General features: G+C 72.5%; 4 protein-coding genes. 3 read left to right on the top strand and 1 reads right to left on the bottom strand.

What is annotated here, in order from left to right:
- The 3 genes from FV222_RS20845 (at position 1) to FV222_RS29905 (ending at position 2,182) form a co-directional block, all read left to right on the top strand.
- Positions 1 to 873, top strand: a complete 873-nt coding sequence (locus FV222_RS20845) for a Brp/Blh family beta-carotene 15,15'-dioxygenase (protein WP_147815546.1) — start codon at positions 1 to 3, stop codon at positions 871 to 873.
- Between the two features lie 211 nt (positions 874 to 1,084).
- Positions 1,085 to 1,789 carry a L,D-transpeptidase gene (locus FV222_RS20840; protein WP_147815545.1) on the top strand — a complete coding sequence of 235 codons (705 nt, stop codon included), beginning with the start codon at positions 1,085 to 1,087 and terminating at the stop codon, positions 1,787 to 1,789.
- A 219-nt stretch (positions 1,790 to 2,008) separates the two neighbouring features.
- Entirely contained in the window at positions 2,009 to 2,182 is a 174-nt protein-coding gene (locus tag FV222_RS29905; protein WP_187273636.1) for a hypothetical protein, read from the top strand.
- A gap of 22 nt (positions 2,183 to 2,204) precedes the next feature.
- Here the strand turns inward: FV222_RS29905 and FV222_RS20835 are convergent, their stop codons facing one another.
- Positions 2,205 to 3,251 carry a helicase C-terminal domain-containing protein gene (locus FV222_RS20835; RefSeq protein WP_246685576.1) on the bottom strand — a complete coding sequence of 349 codons (1,047 nt, stop codon included), beginning with the start codon at positions 3,249 to 3,251 and terminating at the stop codon, positions 2,205 to 2,207.
- Positions 3,252 to 3,326 lie beyond the last annotated feature (75 nt).

The following is a 3,326-nucleotide window of genomic DNA, read 5'->3' as shown; positions in this document are numbered from 1 at the left end:
GTGACGGCCCGGCTGCCACACCTGGCCGCCGCGCTCGTCGCGCTCGGGCTCGTCGCCTCCGCGTTCCTGCCGCGCGAAGCCTCCTGGCTCGCGGCGCTCGCGGTCGTGATCGTCCTCGGCGTACCCCACGGGGCGCTCGACGGCGCGATCGCGGCACCGCTTCTGCGTCCCCGCTACGGCCGGGCGTGGTTCGGGGTCTTCGCCATCCCCTATCTCGGCCTCTCGGCCCTGGTCCTCCTCGCCTGGAAGCTCGCGCCGCTTGCGGCGCTCGCCGGCTTCCTGGCCTTGTCGGTCCTGCATTTCGGCGAGGAAGATGCCGGTCCCGGCCGACCGTTCGAGGCCCTCGTGCGCGGAGGCCTGCCGATCGCCCTGCCGGCGCTCCTGCGCCCGCAGGAGACGGCCGAGATCTTCGCGGCGGTGGCACGGGTGCCGATGCCGTCGCTTCCCGCGTGGTGGACGGCCGCGTCCTGGCTCTGGCTCGCCCTTGCTGCCGCCTGGCTCCTGACGCGGCACGCGCGGCCGGCTTTGCGGGCCGAGCTCGTCGTCCTCGCGACCGCCTTCTGGCTGCTGCCGCCGCTCACCGCCTTCACCCTGTACTTCGTCGGCCTGCATGGCCCCCGGCACATGCGGGCCCTGGTGCGCGATTCCACGAAGGCACCCGGCATCGACACGATGGGCCGGGCCGTCCGCGGCTCGCTGCCGGTCTTCGCGCTGACCCTCCTGATCGGCGCGGGCCTATGGCCGCTCTACGCGTCCGGTCCGCCCGACGCGGCGTCCGACCTGCTGACCCTGACGCTCCGGATGCTGTCGGCCCTGACCGTGCCGCACGTGCTCCTCGACCGCCTCGCGGGCCGGCAGCACGGCCGCCCCTGATCCCGGGCGACCCGGACGCCCCGCGGTGCCGGTGATCGCGCGGCTCCGGTGGACATTCGCGGCGCCGCGGGACTTTTGCCACACTCCCGACGCAAAAGCCGAGCTTGCCGATACGGTCGGGTGTCGCCGGTCCGGTCCGGCGGTACACCAGGACCAACGCAGCCCTGCGCGTGCGCGAAACCGCACCGCAGGATATGGGACGTTCGGGATCATGATCGTCAACGGTGGGCATGCCGATTCCGGCGAACGCGATCGCACCGCACTCGGCCGGCCGGCGATCCTGAGCCGCCGGTCGTTCCTGGCCGGCTCGGCGGTCGGGCTCGGCGCCATCGGCATCGGCAGCTGCGCGACGACGGACGGCATCCTGCTCGCCGAGGCGACGCGGACCTACGGGCCGATGCCGGACGAGAAGTTTCCGATCCCGGCGGCCGACATCAGCAAGCTCGATCCGAAGTATTACCGCCGCACGGTCCGCTACGAGACCAAGGAGGCCGCCGGCACGATCGTGGTCGACCCCGCCAACTTCTACGTCTACCGGATCGAGGGCGACGGAAACGCCACCCGCTACGGTGCCAACGTCGGCCGCGACGGCTTCCTGTGGCACGGCGACGCCTATGTCGGGCGCAAGTCCGAGTGGGCGACCTGGACGCCGCCCAAGGAGATGATCCGCCGCCAGCCGGAGGCGGCCAAGTACGCCCGCGGCATGCCGGGCGGCCTCGACAACCCCCTCGGCGCCCGCACCCTGCACCTCTACCAGAACGGCGCCTACACGCTCTACACGATCTACGCCTCGAGCGAGCCCGACACGATCGGCAGCGGCATCACCAGCGGCTGCGTCGGCCTGCTAAGCCAGGACATGATCCACCTCTATGCGCGGACGCCGGTGAAGACCAAGGTCGTCGTCCTTCCGGCGTAGCGCGGGCGCTGCCGACGGCAGGACGTCCCGGCGATCGGTCCGGTGCCCTGGCCGGTCGGGGAGCCGCGGCATCTGCGCGCCGGCGTGAACGAATCGCGCCTTCGACGCTTACGCAAGGGTCGGTCCGAGGATCGACCGTCCGCGCCCCTCGTATCCAGCTTCTCCCCCGTTTCTGGGCGGGCGTGGACGACAGGTGCCGATCGCTTGCGAGGTGGCGTGATGACCCCACGAACGGTCGCGATCCTGGCCGGCGCCGGCTGCGCCCTGATCGGGCCCGCGGTGGCCCGCGCCTTCACCAGCGACCCGACGGATCAACTCACCCTGTCGCTGCTCATCGCCGGCCCCGTCGTGGTGACGGTTTGGGTGTGCGGGCTGCGGTCCTGGGAGGACTGAGCCAACCTCCGGCCGAACGCCGTCAGCCGGGTTCGCCGGGATCGTCCTCGAGCAGGCGGGCCATGATCGCCTCGAGCAGGTCGGTGTCCTCGCCGGCCATCGCGCCCATCGTCGCCATCCGCTGGATCACGGTGTGGGTGATCGCCTCCTCCACCGTGCCCTCGGCGTAGGCGTAGTGGATGATCGCGGCCTGCCCGTCCCGGTGGCAGCGGCCTTCGATCTGGGCCAGCTGGATCGCGCTGTGGCGCATGTCGTGGATCACCAGGGCACGGGTGCGCTCGCCGCCCGGCAGCTCGTTGCGATGGAGCGAGATCGACTCGGTGACCGTGAACACGACCGCGTCGAGCGCCCCCGTCTGGAAGGCCCGCCGCGTCGCCTCGTTCGCCTCGGCGTCCTGCCGGCCGTCGATGCTGCCGACCGACCAGCCCCGCGTCTCCAGGCTCGCCCGCAGCGCCGCCCCCGTCTCCAGGAAGGCGACGGAGATCGCGACCTGCTCGCCGGCCCCGAGAAGGAGCTCGACGAAGTCGGCCGTCCCGTCCACGCGCAGCAGGCTCGCCTTCTGCCGGAAGCGCAGGTCCGCGGCCCACCCGGTCGGACGCCGGGTGCTTCCGCCCAGGAGGCCGAACTCGCGACGGAACTCGCGCCACGTCGCGGCGTAGAGGCGGCGCGCGTTGGCGGTCAGCTCGGTCGGAGCGAGCGCGCGCTCCACCTCCGGCCAGCCGGCGATGTCGCCCGGCCGACGCCGCAGGCCGATGGCGCGGGGGCCGGTGTAGAGCAGGTCGGCCATCACGGCGCAGTCCTGCGCGTTGCTGGTCCAGGACCAGTTCACCCATCGCCCCTTGGCCCGGCCGATCCCGAGGCGCTGCATCAGAACCCTGAACTCGGCGAGCGTCTCCGTCGGCGCGTCGGCGGCCTCGCCGAGCAGCCGCCCGAGATAGGACAGCTCGTGCGGCGCCTGGCCGGCGGTCGCGCTGACGTAGCTCGTGAACACGGCCGCATCCGCGAGGTGCCGGCAGACGAGGCTCTGCTGGCTGTACGGGTTGCCGGAGAAGGCGGTGACGCTCGTCAACTACGAGCGCACCAAGGGGCTGATGGCGCCGCCGGCCGCGGGCACGCGGCGGTCGGCCCGCGCCAAGAACAACGC

The sequence above is a fragment of the Methylobacterium sp. WL103 genome (genome assembly GCF_008039885.1).
GTDB lineage: Bacteria > Pseudomonadota > Alphaproteobacteria > Rhizobiales > Beijerinckiaceae > Methylobacterium > Methylobacterium cerastii.
Note: the sequence above shows the minus strand (reverse complement) of the source record. Positions and strands in the feature narration are given on the sequence as shown.